General features: G+C 71.8%; 10 protein-coding genes. 4 read left to right on the forward strand and 6 right to left on the reverse strand.

Going from position 1 to position 16,125, the window contains the following annotated elements; all coding sequences use genetic code 11:
• Window positions 1–453 precede the first annotated feature (453 nt).
• From AB0M97_RS21505 to AB0M97_RS21520, 4 genes are all read left to right on the forward strand, one after another.
• Window positions 454–1,821, forward strand: coding sequence for a salicylate synthase (locus tag AB0M97_RS21505; RefSeq protein WP_365962525.1), 1,368 nt, complete (start codon window positions 454–456; stop codon window positions 1,819–1,821).
• 57 nt (window positions 1,822–1,878) lie between these two features.
• Window positions 1,879–3,825 carry a BTAD domain-containing putative transcriptional regulator gene (locus tag AB0M97_RS21510; protein ID WP_365962526.1) on the forward strand — a complete coding sequence of 649 codons (1,947 nt, stop codon included), beginning with the start codon at window positions 1,879–1,881 and terminating at the stop codon, window positions 3,823–3,825.
• A 191-nt stretch (window positions 3,826–4,016) separates the two neighbouring features.
• Window positions 4,017–5,279: a cation:proton antiporter gene (locus AB0M97_RS21515; RefSeq protein ID WP_365962527.1), complete on the forward strand. Its 1,263-nt coding sequence runs from the start codon at window positions 4,017–4,019 to the stop codon at window positions 5,277–5,279.
• Between the two features lie 36 nt (window positions 5,280–5,315).
• Window positions 5,316–6,557, forward strand: coding sequence for an AMP-binding protein (locus tag AB0M97_RS21520; RefSeq protein WP_365962528.1), 1,242 nt, complete (start codon window positions 5,316–5,318; stop codon window positions 6,555–6,557).
• Window positions 6,558–6,618: 61 nt separating this feature from the next.
• Here AB0M97_RS21520 and AB0M97_RS21525 read toward each other — a convergent pair whose 3' ends face one another.
• The 6 genes from AB0M97_RS21525 to AB0M97_RS21550 all read right to left on the reverse strand — a co-directional run bounded on the left by AB0M97_RS21525 (window position 6,619) and on the right by AB0M97_RS21550 (window position 16,045).
• On the reverse strand, window positions 6,619–8,073 hold the full coding sequence (locus tag AB0M97_RS21525) for an aldehyde dehydrogenase family protein (protein WP_365962529.1): 1,455 nt from the start codon (window positions 8,071–8,073) through the stop codon (window positions 6,619–6,621).
• Window positions 8,074–8,122: 49 nt separating this feature from the next.
• Window positions 8,123–9,859: a thiamine pyrophosphate-binding protein gene (locus AB0M97_RS21530; RefSeq protein WP_365962530.1), complete on the reverse strand. Its 1,737-nt coding sequence runs from the start codon at window positions 9,857–9,859 to the stop codon at window positions 8,123–8,125.
• A complete protein-coding gene (gene dpgC / locus AB0M97_RS21535; RefSeq protein WP_365962531.1) occupies window positions 9,856–11,223 on the reverse strand; it encodes a (3,5-dihydroxyphenyl)acetyl-CoA 1,2-dioxygenase DpgC in 1,368 nt (455 codons plus the stop codon). Before dpgC ends, AB0M97_RS21530 begins: the two co-directional genes overlap by 4 nt.
• A 26-nt stretch (window positions 11,224–11,249) precedes the next feature.
• Entirely contained in the window at window positions 11,250–11,954 is a 705-nt protein-coding gene (gene dpgB / locus AB0M97_RS21540; protein ID WP_365962532.1) for an enoyl-CoA-hydratase DpgB, read from the reverse strand.
• Window positions 11,955–12,044: 90 nt separating this feature from the next.
• Entirely contained in the window at window positions 12,045–13,130 is a 1,086-nt protein-coding gene (gene dpgA / locus AB0M97_RS21545) for a 3,5-dihydroxyphenylacetyl-CoA synthase DpgA (protein ID WP_365962533.1), read from the reverse strand.
• Window positions 13,131–13,258: 128 nt separating this feature from the next.
• Window positions 13,259–16,045: an AAA family ATPase gene (locus AB0M97_RS21550; RefSeq protein ID WP_365962534.1), complete on the reverse strand. Its 2,787-nt coding sequence runs from the start codon at window positions 16,043–16,045 to the stop codon at window positions 13,259–13,261.
• Between the last annotated feature and the right edge of the window lie 80 nt (window positions 16,046–16,125).

Consider the following 16,125-nt stretch of genomic DNA (forward strand, 5'->3'; position numbering starts at 1 on the left):
AAGCGCCGGGCCGCCTCACATCGGTTGTTCTGAAGGGGTTCGAATTCAGCCGGATCCAGATGATGGGAAAGGCTTACTGGGTCAAATCGAGGTAAAGTCTCGATGGTGAGACGAAATGCTGTTGATGAAAGCAGAAGCAGCTAGGTAGAGTCCACCTCGGTTCGGCCGCTCTTGGGGTTTTCGCGGGAGTCGCAGGGGTATTCAGCCGCCCGGGGGAAGCGTATTTCGGGGGGATGACATCCTGTTGGAGGAAGGCTTCACAGGTTTTTTTTGCATGCCCAAAGTTCCTTGGGTCTGCGCTGAGAGGCTGGTCACCGCATGTGGTGCGATCCTGTGCTGGCCTCTCCGTAACACGGAGTTGATATTCTCCTGAATTCTCCTGTGGGGAACGGTCGAATGTTTTCCGCCTCTGTAGTGGTCAATTTCGGTCGTTAACTCCAAGGAGGAGGAACCGTGGTTTTCTCGTACCACGAAGAAACCGTGCGCACGGGTGTCGAGCCGCTGGTCGCGGCCACCGGTCTCGCCGCGTCAGGCCTGTTCTCCACCTATGTCGTATACGAAGCCGCAGACGGTTGGTCGGTGGCCGGCGGAACAGCGGCCGAGGTCATACTGAAACCGGACACCGTGCGATGGACGAAGGACGGCACCACCGTCGAACGTCCCTGGCGGGGTGACCCGTTGGCCCAGGTCCGCGAGTTCCTCGACGGCCTGGACCTGGCCGACTGGCGGGCGTACGGCTGGAGCGCCTTCGAGCTCGCCTACGCCGTCGCCGGCCGTCCGGTCGACAACGACGTTCTGCTCCATCTCGTCGTTCCGCGCACGGAGGCCCGCCTGTCCGCGAACCACGCCGTCGTGCGCGGTCTGGACCCGCAGGAGATGGCCCTCGTCGAGAAGACCCTGGCCGGCCTGGAGCCGGTGGCGGACACCCGGGGCCGACCGGTCCGCGTGGACATCGAGGCCGGCGCTGACGCCTACCGTGACTCCGTGACCACCGTCGTGGAGCGCATACGCGCCGGTGAACTGCAGAAGGCCGTGGTCTCCCGCATCGTCCCCGTCACCTCCGACATCGACCTCCCGGCGAGCTACCTCGCCGGACGTCGCGCCAACACCCCCGCACGGTCCTACCTGCTGAACATGGGAGGCATGCAGGCCCTGGGCTTCAGCCCGGAGACCGTCGTGGAGGTCGAGCCCGACGGCACCGTCTCCAGCCAGCCGCTGGCCGGCACCAGGGCCCTGACCGGCGACGCCGACGAGGACCGGCGGCTGCGTGAGAACCTCCTCGCGGACCCGAAGGAACTGCACGAGCACGCCATCTCGGTGAAGGTCGCGGTCGACGAACTCGCCGGACCCTGCAAGCCGGAGACGGTGGTCGTCCAGGAGTACATGGTGATCAAGGAGCGGGGCTCCGTGCAGCACCTTGCCTCCAGGGTCGTGGGCCGGATGCCGCAGCAGGCCAGCCCTTGGGACGCCTTCGCCGCCGTCTTCCCCGCCGTCACCGCCTCCGGCGTGCCCAAGCACCCCGCTTACGACGCCATCTCGGCCGTCGAGCCGCGCGAACGTGGCCTCTACGCGGGCACGGTGATGACGCTGGCGCAGGACGGCTCCATGGACGCCGCGCTCGCCCTGCGCAGCGTCTTCCGCAGGAACGGCGAGATCTGGCTGCAGGCCGGCGCCGGCATCGTCGAACACTCCTTACCCGAGCGGGAGCTGGAAGAGACCAGGGAGAAGCTGAGGTGTGTGGCCAGCTGTCTGGTGGCGCCCGCGACCGAGCGCGCGGCGCAGGCGCCGGACGCCGCGCCCGACAAGCGTCTGTACGTCTGAATCACTGGCAGAAACGGTCCGGTGACCGTGACCACGATCTCAGGAGGCGACAGGGCAATGCCGACAGCGGGGGAGCCCTTGAAAGTACAACTGCTCGGACCGGTCCGTGCCTGGCGGCACGGAAGAGAAGTCGTCCTCGGACCGCCCAAGCAGCGAGCCGTGTTCGCGTTGCTCGCCGGCCGGGCGAACGACGTCGTGAGTGTGGATCACATCATCGACGCGGTGTGGGGTGGAGACATCCCGCAGACGGCGGCCAACGGCGTCCACACCTACGTGGCGGGGCTCCGCCGGATCCTCGAGCCGGAGCGCAGCAGACGGGAGAGCGGTGAACTGCTCATCTCGACCGCCGGCGGTTACGCCCTGCAGACCGATCCCGAAGCGGTCGACGCCACGCTCTTCGCCCGCCGCCACGCCCAGGCGCGGCGCGCACGCGCGGAAGGCAGGCTCCAGGAGGCGTTGGACAGCGCCGAGTCTGCACTGTCCCTGTGGCACGGGGAGGCGCACTCCGGCGTTCCAGGACCGTTCGCGGCGATGGAACGAACGAGGCTCCAGGACCTCCGGCTCACGGCCGTGGAGGAATGGTCCGCCGACATGCTGGCGGCGGACCGCCCCGTCGAAGCGGTCACCGTGCTGCTCGGTGCCGTGGCCGAGGAACCGCTGCGCGAGAAACTGCGCTGGCTGCTGATGTCGGCGCTGTACCGCTGCGGACGCCAGGCACACGCCCTGGAGGTCTACGCCGAGACCCGGCGGCTGCTGCGGCACGAGCTCGGCATCGATCCCAGCGCCGAACTGCGCATGCTGCACCAGCAGATCCTGACCGGCGGCCCGGTCACCTCGAGCGGAGCCGCCCGCACGGGCACCGCTCTCGCCGCGGGCGGCCGGACGTCCGCCCCGGAGCCCGCCACGACTCGTATGGTGCTCACCGAGACGCCCAGGCCCGCCCAACTCCCCCCGGTGGCCAGGGGGTTCGTCGGCCGCACCGGGGAGCTGGAGCAACTGGCACGGCTGCTCACCGAGAACGACAGGTGGGGGGCCTCCACCCCCATCGTCGTCATTGACGGCCCGGCAGGAGTTGGCAAGAGCGCCTTCGCGCTTGAACTGGCCCACCGGCTGTCGGAGCACTTCCCGGACGGGCAGCTCTACGTCGACCTGCGCGGTACGAGCATGGAGGGCCGTTCGCTGAGCGCCTCCGAGGCCCTGCTCCAAGTGCTGCGCAGCCTAGGGGTCGACGACGACCGCATCCCAGCGGACGCGGCGAGCCGCGCGACGCTGTACCGGAGTCTGCTGCACGGCAAGCGCGTCCTCGTCATGCTCGACGACGTGCTCAGCGCCGACCAGTTACGGCCGCTGATCCCGGGCGGCTCCTCCTGCGTGCTCAGCACCGGCCGACAGCGGCTGGGCGGCCTCGCCGTCCGCGACGGCGCGCATCTGCTGCGGCTCGACCCGCTCGGCACCCAGGACGCCCTGGCACTGCTCCGCTGTCTCAGCGGAGACCGGCTGCGACGCCAGGAGGCCGTGGCCAGGCGGCTGGTGGGACTCTCCGGCGGACGGCCCCTGACGCTGCGCATGATGGCCGAGACGCTGGCCGCCAACCCGGACGTGCCCCTGGCGGCACTGGTCGAGCACTTCGCCGAGGAACACGGCCGGCTCGACCGGCTGGCGTCCAGAGGTGACGCCTCGACCAGCCTGCACGCCCTGTTCGAGACGTCGTACCAGGCGCTGCCCGCCGAAGCGGCGCGAACGTTCCGGCTCCTCGGGCTCTTCAGCGACGAGTTGATCACCGTGTCGGCCGCGGCCGAACTGACCGGCACCACCGAGCCGGAAGCGGCCGGCACGCTGAGGCTGCTCGCGCGCCGCCACCTGCTCGTCGAGGCCGGCCGGGGTGCGTACCGGTTCCACGAGCTGATGCGGCTCTACGCGGCCGAGTGTGCCGAGCGGGAGCCGCTGACCCACCGCAGCGCCGCCGTCGCACGTCTGCTGCAGGCGACCGCCTCGGTCGCCTGAGGGCTGTCGCGCCGTCCCGGAGGGCGCGCGACGCGCGCCACGGCGCCTCGCCGCATCCGTGTGCCCCGTGACGCCCTCCGGGTCACGGGGCACACGCGTGCCGGGGACCCGCGCCCCGGTTCCTGGCGAGGCGCCCCGGGCGTTAGAGACCGTTCAGAGCATCTGTAGGCGGCTGGAGCAGAGTGGTCGCCATGGACGGTAATCAGGTGGCATTACTCCTCTTCGACCTCGCGTTCATCCTCGTCCTGGCCCAGGGACTCGGGCACCTCGCCACTCGGATCGGACAACCGCCCGTGGTGGGCGAGATCCTCGCCGGCGTGCTCCTCGGACCGACCCTCCTCAACGGGGCGGTCTCCGACGCCTTGTTCCCGCACGAGATACGGCCGCTGCTGAGCGCGATGGCCGACGTCGGCGTCACCCTGTTCATGTTCGGAGTGGGACTGGAGATCGAACGCCAGGCGCTGCGCGGCCGAGGGCGGATGGCCGCGGTCGTCAGCCTCGGATCGACGGTGGTGCCGTTCGTCCTCGGCACCGGACTCGGCTACCTCCTGCTGCGGAACCACGAGACCGACCAGAAGGGCGCGTTCATCGTCTTCATGGGCCTGGCCGTGTCCGTGACGGCCTTCCCCGTACTGGCGAGGATCCTCTCCGACCGACGGCTCGCCGCCACTGCGCTCGGCGGCATCGCACTGGCCTCCGCGGCCCTCGTGGACATCGTCGCCTGGACCGCCCTGGCCGGGGTGCAGGCCGCGATCGGAGGCGGGGGCGCCCACTGGCGGGTGGCCCTCATGATCCCGTTCGTCCTGGTGCTGGTCCTGGTCGTACGCCCCTGGCTGCGCCGCCGCATGCCCCCGGGCGACGGCCGTGGACCCGCGGCGTCCTGGTGGTACGCGCTGGTGCTGATCGGCGCCCTGCTCTGCGGCGCGGCGACCGAGGCCATGGGCATGCACTACATCTTCGGTGCCTTCCTCTTCGGCCTGATCATGCCGAGCGAAGGCGCGGACCGGCTGCGCGCCGACCTCATGCAGCGCACCCGCACCGTGACCTCCGTGCTCCTCCCCGTCTACTTCGTCGTCGCCGGACTCAAGGTGGACCTCAGGGGGTTCGGCTGGGCGCAGTCCGCCGAACTGGCGGCCGTTCTGCTGGTCGCCGTGCTCGGCAAGTTCGGCGGGACGTACCTGGGTGCCCGGAGCACAGGGCTGCCCGCCAGGGCCGCCACGGCGCTCGCCGCGCTGATGAACACCCGCGGCCTCACCGAGTTGGTCATCCTCGGCGTCGGACTGCAGGCCGGGCTGCTCGACGGCGGGCTGTACTCCCTGCTGGTCGTCATGGCACTGGTGACCACGGCGATGACCGGTCCTGTGCTGACCCGGACGTACGCGAAGCCCGTGATCGTGCCGGAGACCACGCCCGGGCCGCCCGACCGCTCCCCCTCCGTCACCCCCGCCGCATAGCGGAAGCGGTGACAAGGACCAGAAGGAGACGCAGACATGCTCTCGGCCGAACTCCGGGAATCAGTCCGCCCCGGCACCCGCCGTCAGGACCACCCGGCCGGGTCGGACCGGACACTCGACGGACTCTTCACCCGGGCCGCCCGGCGCCACCCGGGGGCCGTCGCGGTACGCGAGGGGCCGTACACCCTCTCGTATGGCAAGGCCGACCTCCTTTCCGCCCAGCTCGCCACGGCGCTGCTGAGCGCCGAGGTGCAGCTGGGGGACCCGGTCGTCGTGCACTGCGTCGACCACCGGCAGACGCTCGTGGCCCACTTGGCGGTCATGAAGGCGGGCGGGGTCTGCGTCCCCGTGCCCCGCGACCTGCCCGCCGGACAGACCCGCCGGATCGCCGTCGTCAGCGGCGCCGACACGGTGCTGTGCGGCCGCGCGACCCAGGAGGCGTGGGAGCACGACCGCTGCCGGCGGCGGTTCGTCCTGGACGACCCCGGGCTGTGGAAGCGGCTCGGGGCGCACCCCGTCGACCGGGCGCTGCCGCGCTCCGCACCCGCCGAGCCCGCCTATCTGCTGGCGGCCGAGGAGGGCGGGGCGTGGAACTCGGGACACCTCGTGGACCACCGGGCGTGGCTCCTGGCGATGGCCGCCAGATCCGCGCAGACCGGCCCCACCGGCCAGACGGTCGTCGTCGCCGAACATCCCACCGGGCCGGCCACCCTGTCAGCGATGTGGTGGGCCTTCGGATCGGGCGGCACCCTGCACGCGCGGCCGGGCGGACCCGTCGCGGGCCTCGACGGGGGCGTCGTGGTGCACGACTCGGAGGAGTACGCGCGGAAACTCGACAGCCTGGCGCGGGAACCCCGCCCGCCGCGGCCCTGGCTGGTCCTCCTCGTGGGCGCCCCGTGCGCGCCCGAACTGGTGGCCCGGCACGTCGCCATCCTGCCCACCACGGCCCTGCGCGCCGAGTTCGCGCCCGGCGGGAGCGTGCTGCCGTGGGCGGTGAGCACGTACCCGGCGGGACAGGACACGCCCTCCGGCGGCAGCCCGGTGATCGGGGCGGCCCCCGGTGTGCGGCTGAGCGTGCGCGGCGCCCTGGGGGAGAACCTCCGCACCGGGCAGGCGGGGGAGGTGTGCGCCAGGGGGCGGACCCTGCCCTTCGACGTCATCGGCGACGGCTCCGTCCCCGGCCGCGGAGGAGTCCTCCTCCGTTCCGGCTTCGCCGGACGGCGGAACCCGGACGGGGGCGTCGTGCTCACGGGCCTCAGCGGCGCGGACACTCGCTAGGACCGCACGAGCGAAGAAGACGACGAGGCCGCAGCCCGGCGGGCTGCGGCCTCGTCGTGGTTCAGGTCGGCTCGCCGATCCGGGCCGTAATCCACTGCCACTGGGTGTACGAGTCCCAGCCGAACTGCGCCCCGTGCCGGGCGCCGTTGCCCGAGGCGCCGAAGCCGCCGAAGGGCACCACCGCCTGGTGGTTGACGGTCTGGTCGTTGATGTGGATCATTCCCGTCCGCAGCCGGTCGGCCAGCCGGAGCCCTCGCTCGAGTGAACCCGTCCGAACCGCCGCCACCAGGCCGTACTCGGTGTCGTTGGCGACGGCCACCGCCTCGCCCTCGTCCCGGACGACGACGACCGGCGCCACCGGGCCGAAGATCTCCTCGGTGAAGGCGGGCATGTCCCGGGTGACTCGGGTGAGCACGGTGGGCGGGTAGAACGGCCCGTCCGGGACGCCTCCGCACCGCACTTCGGCGCCGCCCGCGACGCTGTCGCGGACGATTGCGTGGGTGCGCCGCAGCTGACGGGCGTCGATCACCGGGCCCAGGTCGACCGGGCCGGTCCACGGATCGCCGACGGTGAGCCGCCGGGCCTCCTCGACCAGCCGGCGTACGTACTCCTCGGCGACCGACGCGTGCACGATGTGCCGCCCCGCCGCCATGCAGATCTGGCCCTGGTGGAAGAAGGACGCGAAGGCGCCCGCCGCCGCGGCCGTTTCCAGGTCGGCGTCGTCGAGCACGATCAGTGCGTTGTTGCCGCCGAGTTCCAGCGAGGCCCGCTTCAGGGCGCGCCCCGCCGCGGCTCCCACCTCCCGGCCGACCGCGGTGGAGCCGGTGAACGACACCATCGCCACCGTCGGGTCGGACGTCAGCGCCCCGCCCGCGACCGCGTCGCCCGGCAGCACGTGTAGAGCACCCTCCGGGAGCCCCGCCTCCTCGAACAGACGCGCCACGACAAGGCCGCCGGAGACCGGCGTACGGACATCCGGCTTGAGGATCACGGCGTTGCCCAGGGCGAGCGCCGGGGCCACCGAACGCAGGGCGAGCAGCAGCGGTACGTTCCACGGGCTGATCACCCCGACCACGCCGAGCGGCACCCGGCGGGCCACGCTCGACCGGTCCGGTCCGGAGGGCAGGACCTGGCCGTGCGGCTGGGTTGGCAGCGCCGCCGCCTGCAGTAGTTCCTCCGCCGCGTCCGCGATCTCGGTCTCCGCCTTCCCCCGTACCGCACCGCCCTCGCGGACCAGCCACTGGACGACCTCCGCACGGTGTTCCTCCAGCACGGCCGCCGCGCGCCGCAGGACGGCCGCACGGGCGGCGGCGGGCAGGGCGCCCCACGCCCGCTGCGCCCGCGCCGCGCCGGCCGCGGCCCGCGCGACGTCCGCCGCGTCGGCGACACCGACCTGGGCGAGTGTCTTCCCGGTCGCCGGTTCGACCACCTCGACGACGGCATCGCAGGACGCGGACCGCCAGCCGTTGCTGAACACCGTCCCGGCCCGCCCGACCGTGTCGATCAGGCTTGTCATGGTTTCCTCCTGACGTTCCGATGGGTTCTCCCGCGCATCCGCGCGCCGGTCAGGCGCTGTCGGCGTGGCTCGTGACGGGGGCGTCGATGAGGACGGGCTCCGTTCCCGCGGCGGCGCGCGCCACGGCCTCGGCGAGGTGGTCCGTCGAGCGGGCCCGTACCGCCGTGATGCCGAAGAACTCGGCGACGCGGGTGAAGTCGAGTTTTGGCGGTGTGAGATCCAGGCCGTCGGGACCGCCCGGTGTTCCGTTCCTGAGGCCCAGAAGGCTCGTGGCGGGCGTCAGATCGAGCCGTGGCGGTGTGAGCTCCAGGCCGCCGTTGCCGCGGCGGGCGGCCCGGCTCCGTCGCCGCCGGGCGGCCGTCTCCTTCAGGGTGCGGTACTCGCCGTTGTTCATCACCACGAAGGTAACCGGGACGCGGTAGTGAGCGGCGCTCCACAGCCCCTGGAGCCCGAACAGGGTGCAGCCGTCGCCGAGCACGGCGACCACCGGGCGGCTGGGATCCCCCATCCGGGAGCCGATCGCCGCGCCGATGCCGGAGCCGAGTCCGCCGCCCACTGTGTGGACATAGGAACGGGGACGCTCCAACGGCAGGACGCTGCGCAGCAGCAGCCCGCTGGTGATCGCCTCCTCCACCACGACGGAGTCCGCCGGGAGCCCCGAGACGACGGCGTGCGCGGCGGCCAGCGGGTGCATCGGGGCGTCGCCGTAACCCGCCAGCGCGCGCTCGCGCACCCGCGCACGGGCGGCCTCGTGCACAGGGCCGATCGCCTCGATGCGCGACGGTGCCTCCGGCACCTTCCCGGCGAGCTGCGAGGCGAGCGCCGCGAGCGTGGCCCGGACCCCACCGACCAGACCGAGCGCGACGGGGAAGTTCCGCCCCGGTTCGCCCGGGTCGCTGTCGAGCTGGATGACGTCGGTGCCGGCTGGAATCGGCGAACCGGGTTCGTAATGGTGCGCCATGAACGCCCGGGTGCCGGCGATGAGCACCACGTCATGGCCTTCGAGAGCGGCCCGGATCGCCGAGTATCGGGCGTCGAGCATGCCCGCGTAGAGCGGATGCACGGTGGGGAAGTCCACGCCGTCGTGCATCGGCTGGTGGAAGACGGCCGCCCCGGTCGCCTCGGCGAGTGCCACCAGCTCGGCCACGGCGCCGTCGCGTCCCACCCCGTCGCCGGCGACGATCCCCGGTCGCTTCGCGGCGGCGAGCCGTTCGGCGGCCTCCGGCCATCCGGCGGCGGGGCCGAGGCCGCCGAGCCGGGACCTCGGCGCGGGCGGGGCGACTGGCGTCTCCTCCTCCAGTAGATCCATCGGGATCGAGAGGAAGACCGGGCCGGCGGGCGGCTGGTCGGCCAGCGCGAAGGCCCGGCGGAGCATGCCCGTGAGGTCATGGGCGTGCTGGACGTCGAAGGTGTGCTTGACCGCCGCCCGGGCGATCCCCACCAGGTCACCGGAGAGCATGGGGTCCTGTGCCAGGTGGCGGCGGTCCTGCTGTCCCGCGGTCACCACCAGCGGCGTACGCGACCGGCCGGCGTTGAGGAGCCCGACCATGCCGTTGGCGAGCCCGGCGGCGATGTGCAGGCTGACGAAGGCGGGGCGGCCGGTGGCCCGGGCATACCCGTCGGCCATCGCGACCACGGAGGCTTCCTGAACCCCCAGGACGTACTGGAGGTCGGGGGCCGCCGTGACCGCCTCGACGAAGGGGAGTTCCGTCGTGCCCGGATTGCCGAAGACCCGGGTCACGCCTTCGTCCCGCAGCACCTCCAGCATCGCGTCGACGGGCTTCACGAGCCGCTTCCCGTCCGCCGTTCCGGGGACGTGCCGGCGCTGAACCGGTCCACCTTGTCGATGACGTCGGCGCTGTACAGCCGCAGTGCCTGTTCCAGCGCGAACTCGGCGGCATAGGCGCGGAGGTGATCCACCGGCTCCTCGGCGACATTGATCATGTGCCGGTTCGGGACCACGGCCGGGCTCGCCAGGCGGGAGACCGCCGCCTCGATGCTCGCGTCCATCAGCCTGGGGTCGACCACCTCGTCGCAGACGGCCCCCGCCTCCGGCTCGCGCGCCCAGAGCTTGCGGCCGGACAGGATGACCTGCCGCGACAGCCGCCCGCCCGCGAGCGCGGTCAGCCGGAGGTTGGCCATGCCCGGCACGATGCCCTCCTGGGCCGCCGGAAGGCTGAAGTAGGAGTCGGCGGCGGCGACGACGTGATCGACGGCGAACAGCATCTGCATGCCGCCGCCGATCGCGAAGCTGTCGACCGCGGCCACCCACGGCTTCTCCACCATGGGCCGCGGCCAGGCGTCGTCGACCCGGACACCGCGGATCAGCTTGTGGAGATGGCCGAGTTCGCGGCGGAGCAGGAAGTCGACGAACGAGATCCGGCCCTGATGCAGGTCGACCAGGTTGATCCCGGCGCAGAAGACCCGGCGGCCCTGGTAGCGCGGGTGGGTCATCTTCCCACCCCGCAGCACCCCCACCTTGACGCGGTCGTCGAGCAGGGCGAGGTCGACGGCCGTCTCCAGGTCGTCCACGAGCTGGTTGTCCTCGGCGTTGAGGAAACGGCCGTTGCAGAGGGTGATGTGAGCCGCCCGGTCGGCGCGTTCCAGCCGTACGGTGCCCAGGTCGAGGCTCCCCGTCCGGTCGAACTCGCCCAGCAGCGAGCGGGCGCGCTGGGTGGGCCGCAGCAGGGCGCGCATCAGATGAGGGCCAGCCTGCGGCGACCGCAGCACCCAGTGGAAAAAGATACCCTGGTCGATCTCCCGTCCGTCCTTGTCGGCCTGCGTCGCGCACTCGCGTTCCGCCGCCATCTGTGCCTCGGTCGGGGTGAGGCCGGGAAAGGCCTCGGACGCGCCCATCACCAGCTCGGACAGCGAGCGCTGCTCCCGCAGGCCCCCGGTCAGCTCCTGGTAGACCCGCTCGGCGTGCAGTTCCAGGAACGCTCTGCGCACCCGCCGCTGGTCGTCGATGACCTCGACGGCGAGCTGCTGCTCGCCGGGATTCCGCCCGGCCTTGGCCGGGAGTTCCGCGAGCAGCTTCTCGGCCTCGGCCGTGTACGTCATCAGGGCGTTGGCGTCGGCCAGAAGGGAGCCGCTGAGGACCGGTGTCCGCGCGGACCACTGCGCCGGGCCCGCCACGGGACGCGCCGTCATGTTCCCCACTCCTTCCGTGTCGCTCATCACGCGTTGCCCCGGGCGCCCGCGAACTCGCCCCTGGTCCGGCGTAACGTCCGGTCGCAGGCGGCGAGATGCTTGCCCAGCGCCTCCTCGAAGGAGGTCACACCGGCCTCGTTGACGAGCTGCCGACGGATCGCGAGCTCGGCGGGGTCCAGCCGGACGAAGCGCCCGGCCAGCCGTGCGGCGACGGCGGCCGGGTTCTTGGCGGTCTGGTCGATCAGCCCGATGGCCAGTGCCCGCTGCTCGGAGAGCTCCGCGCCGAACAGGACGAGCCGGCGGGCGTGGAGGCCGCCGAGCTGGTTGGTGAGGCGGTGCAGAGCCATGCCCGCCCAGACGCCGTCGTGGGTCACCGGCACGGCGATACGCAGCCCGGGCGTGCCGATCCGGTGGTCGGCGGTGAGGAGCACGTCGAGGGCGGGGCCGCTGCAGACGCCCTCGACGGTCACGATCTTGGCGAACCGGCCCTGTTCGAGCCGCCGCAGGGCCTTCTCCCAGCGGCTCACCACGTCGATGCCGACGTCGCCGGGCCAGTTCTCCGCCGGGCCCGTGCCGTGCAGCCGGATCACGGCGCTCGTCGTGGCCCCCGCGTCTTCTAGGCGGTCGCACAGCGCGTTGACGTCAGCGACCAGCAGGGGGCACAGCGGGCGCGTGCTGTCGATGTCGAGGGTGTGGGGGGCCGGGGCCGGGGCGAGGTCCGAGGAAGACATGTCTGAGTCCTGATCGTCGTTGTCGTGAAAGGCCGAGAGAGGCCAAAAAACATCCAGAAAGGTCGTGAGAGAGGTGCGGCACAGGGCCGTTCAGTAGCGGACGAGCGCCGTCTCGAGTGTCGAACCGGGGCCCATCGTCATGAGGACGCCGTAGTCGCCGGGGCGTGTCAGACCTTCCCGCAGCTGCTGCTCGTACGAGAACAGGAAGGAGCCGCTGGAGAGGTTGCCGTAGTCGCGCAGCACGTCGGTCGTGTGCCGCACGTCGTGCCGGGTGAGACCGAGGTTGACCGACACCGAGTCGATGACCTTCTTGCCCCCGGAGTGCACCAGCCAGTGGGCGATCTGGCTGCGCCGCAGTCCGGTCCCGCTGAGCAGGGACGAGACGACGCGCTCGGCGTGCGCGCCCACCACGTAGGGCACGTCGCGGTCCAGGTAGAAGCTGAACTTGCCCTGTTCGTCGTCCCAGTCGTAGCGCATGGCGTCCACGGCGTCGGGAACGATGCAGCTGGCGTACTTCAGTACCTGCGGACCGGGCTTCTCCGGGTCGTGCGAGACGGCAATCGCTGCGGAGCCGTCACCGAAGAGGCTGTTGACGACGGAGGTGCGCATCGTGCCGTCGAAGACGTACGCGGCCGAGCACACCTCGATGCATACCATCATGGCGATCTTCCCTGGGTTGGCCGAGGCCCAGCCGGTTGTCGCGTTGAGGGCGTTGAGGCCGGCGTTGCAGCCCATGCCGACGATGTCGAGACGGCTGCAGTCGGTGGGAATGCCCAGTTCCCGGATGAGCAGGGCACTAAAGCCGGGCGTCAGCAGACCCGTCGAGGTCACACAGACGAGGTAGCCGATGTCGCTGACCGCGGCTCCGGTCTGCTTCAGGCAGGACTGCAGCGCACGGGCGCCCATGTCGATGCCCCGGGCCTTGTGCTTGGCGAGCAGTTCGCCCTGCGTTTCCATCCGCGGCCGACCGTCGTCACCATGCGGCGGAACGGTCAGAAAACGCCGGTCTATCGCACTGTTGAGGAAGACCGAACGGATCCGCCTGTCCTGGATCCCGTACATGTCCAGGAGGTCCTGCTGGGAATAGGAGGAATCCGGGGTAGCGGTTCCGACGCCGAGAATGGCCGGGCCGTTCCGCGTTGCCGCCCAGGGGGCCGTGTCTTCACTGAGGATCATTCTCGTGCCCCTCGCTCATGTCGGTGGAAAGGCCTTCGATGCTCTGTGAAAGAGCCACGGATTGAGCCTAGTTGAACAATTCAGAGCTACGTATACCCCTCCTTGTGTGAAGACAGTCACCGTGCCCGCTAGGGGGAATAGGGGGCTGAATCAGGAATGGCTTGGGCGAGTAAGGGTTCCGCCCCTGACGTGTTTTCCGGCGTCTCCAGGAATACCGGCAGATCGGTGCGATTCCGCACCTGGAGCTTTCGGTAGACCTGCGTCAGGTGCTGTTCGACCGTGCTCACGGTGATGCACAGCCGCTGCGCTATCTGCCGGTTGCTGCGGCCCTGTGCGGCCAGCGCCCCGACCCGCCGCTCGGCCGCGCTGAGGTCCGCCGCGCGGTCGCCGCCGAGGCGAGGGCCCCTGGAGGCGGCCCCGGCCGACGTCGTACGCGTGAGACCCGGCTGCAGGGACTGGGCGAGGCGCTCCGCGTGGCACTCTTGGGCCGCCCGCCATGCGCGGCGCAGAGCCGGCCTGGCCCGCCGTGAATCGCCGGTGGCGGCGTAGGCGCTGCCGAGGTCGGCGAGGATGTGGGCGAACTCCACCCGGTCACCCGCCGCCTGCGACGCCTCCGCGGCGTCGGTGAGCAGCGGCGGCCGCTCGTGCGGCTCCAGTGTCGCGGCCAGATGCCGCAGCGCCTGGCCGAGCGCACGCAAGTCGTCGGCGGGCAGGCCGTCGAGCTGTTCCTCCAGGAGCGTGCGCGCCTCGTCCCGGCGGTCGAGATGCACCAGGGCCTGGGCGGCGTCGATCCGCCACGGCACCTGCCGGGGGCCGTCGGCCTGCCAGTCACGCAGGAGCCGGCCGCAGGTCCTGAAGTCGCTCAGCGCCGCGTAGGGCCGGCCGACCGCCAGGTGGTACTGCCCCCGCGCCCGCAGGTACCGAAGGCCGAACGGCGTCTCGAGCAGCGCGGCCGGCACCGGCATGTTCACATACGCGGCGGCGTCCTCCAGACGCCCGGTCTCCGCCGCGGTGGTGAGCAGACAGGCGAGTGGCGCACCGGCCAGCACACCCCAGTGTGCCCTGGAGCTCTCGTCCAGCGCCGCGGACGCGAACTCGCCCGCGGCCCGCAGGTCACCCTGGAGCAGCGCCGCGTCGGCACGCGCCGCCGTGAACAGGCCCTGCCAGTCCGGGCCGTCGTGGCCCGCCGCGTCCGCGAGCATCGGCAGGCACCACGGCGCCACCGTCGCCAGGCGCTCGGGTCTGGCCAGCGCGAGCAGGCCCAAGGAGATCCTGGACAGCGGCTCGTCGGTGCGCAGGCCCTGCCACAGGTGATCGCCCGACACCGCCACATCGCCCCGTACGGCCGTGAGCACGGTGCCGACAAGTGAGGCGCTGACACGAGGGTCGACGGGTGCGGAGGCCGGGGCACCGGTGCCCGCGCGGCGGTGCCGGGCGGGATAGCAGAGCTCCAGACAGGCGCGCACCGCACCGAGCTCCGCGGCCTCCGGCCCGGTCGCCGTCGCGGCGAGCCGGTCGAGCGTCGTGCTCGCCTCGTCCACCCGGCCGTGCCACAGGAGGTACTCGAGCACGGCCAGGGACTGACGACCCGTCAACAGGCCGTGGCGCACCGCGTCTGTGAGCGGGCCGAGGTGGCGCACGGCGCGTGCGGGTTCGACACGCCACTCGGCCTCGGCGAGCACCGCACGACTCACGGCGCGCTGCTGCTCGTCGCTGGCGAGGGAGTGGGCAAGTTCGAGGCAGTCGAGGGCGAAGTCGACCTGGCCGCTGGCGGTCGCGCTGGCGGCGGACTCCCGGAGCACGGCCGGGGCCCATGGTTCGCGGGTCTCCCCGGCGGCGATGAGTTGGTGGGCGATCGAGGTGGAACGGCCGCCCTCGGCGTGCAGCATCGCGGCGGCGCGCCGGTGCCACGCGATGCGCCCGGGCGCTTCGAAGTCCCTGAGGACGGCTTCCTGGGCGGCCCGGTGCCGGTAGCGGCCCCGGTGCAGCAGACCCGACTCGTCGAGCAGTTCGACGAGCGCGCGGGCCTCGATCGTGCCGACCTCGGCGAGCCGGGCGATGAACTCCGTACGGTGCGTCTCCCCGACCACGGCCACGGCCCGGGCCACGGCGAGTGCGTCCGGTTCGAGGCGGTGCAGACAGCTCACGACTCGTTCGGCGAAGCGGTCGCCCACCACGAGACCGGTGGGCGGCTCCGTCCGCGCCGACCGGGTGGACGCCTCCCAGTCTTCGGCCAGCGCCCTGACGAGCAGTGGGTTGCCGCCGGTGACGGCGAACGCGCCCGCGGCGAGACTGTGCGCCACGTGCGCGTCGAGGTCGTGAGCGAGCAGTGCCGCGACGCCGTCGCACGTGAGCGGGGCGAGCCGGATCTGCGTGCAGTACGGATGGCGGGACAGCTCGGTGCGCAGATCCGCCTGCCGCGAGCCGGAGCGGTCCTGGTCGCCGAGGATCAGCATGATGCGCGACCGGCGCAGCCGCCGGGCGAGGAAGAGCAAGCACTGCAGCGAGTCGGCGTCCGCGTGGCAGACGTCGTCGACCCCGATGAGCAGCGGCTCATCGGCGCTCATGTCGAGAAAGATCCGTGAGACGCCCTCGAGGGCCTCGGGCCCGACCGCGCCGTCCGCAAGGACCCCGCCGCCGATGACGGTTTCGGCCCGCTGGGTGTACCCGGCGTCGGTGCCGTGCAGGATCTGGCTGAGGAGGCCGAAGGGCAGGTGCCGTTCCGTCGGCGAGGCGGTGGCCCCGAGGAAGCGCACCCGGACACCCGCCACCCGCTCCGCGAAGGTGTGCAGCAGTTCCGTCTTGCCGACGGCCACCGGGCCCCGGAGGACGGCGACGCTGCCGGCTCCGTGCAGACAGTTCTCCAACAGGTCGGACAGCTGCGCGAGGTGGGTTTCCCGCTCGACCAACACCATCCTGTGCACCTCCTCGGGCCGTGACGACTCCAGTCTGCGCGGAGCCCTCTGAAGGAGTGCTGGACGTTCTCTCCCCGAGG

This window comes from Streptomyces sp. NPDC051207 (genome assembly GCF_040682395.1).
Taxonomy (GTDB): Bacteria; Actinomycetota; Actinomycetes; order Streptomycetales; family Streptomycetaceae; genus Streptomyces.